We start from the raw sequence: 543 nt of genomic DNA on the forward strand, positions 1-543 counted from the left end.
GCAAATTTAGAAGCACTTACTACATTAGTAGACAACAACGACGGAACATTAACCTATACCGATGAAGATGGAAACCCAACTATTTTAGACGTTGCTAACTTGGAAACATTAACATCTATTGCTTTAAACACAGACAATACAAACATCGATTACACGGATGAAGACGGCATTACTACACAATTAGATTTAACTGCAATCATAGCTAACCTGGAAGCTTTAACAACATTGGTGGATAATAATGACGGAACATTAACTTACACCGACGAAGATGGAAACCCGACTGTTTTAGATGTTGCTAATCTGGAAACACTTACTTCGATTGCTTTAAACACAGATAATACAAACATCGATTATACAGACGAAGATGGCGTTACTACACAATTAGATTTATCTGCTATCGTAGCAAATTTAGAAGCACTTACTACATTAGTAGACAACAACGACGGAACATTAACCTATACCGATGAAGATGGAAACCCAACTATTTTAGACGTTGCTAACTTGGAAACATTAACATCTATTGCTTTAAACACAGACAATACA

General features: G+C 35.5%; 1 pseudogene. It reads left to right on the top strand.

The features are described 5' to 3' along the window. Positions 1 to 543: pseudogene (locus ACVCXO_RS00100) on the top strand (hypothetical protein); the annotation flags it as partial.

The sequence above is a fragment of the Lacinutrix sp. MEBiC02404 genome (assembly GCF_053601575.1).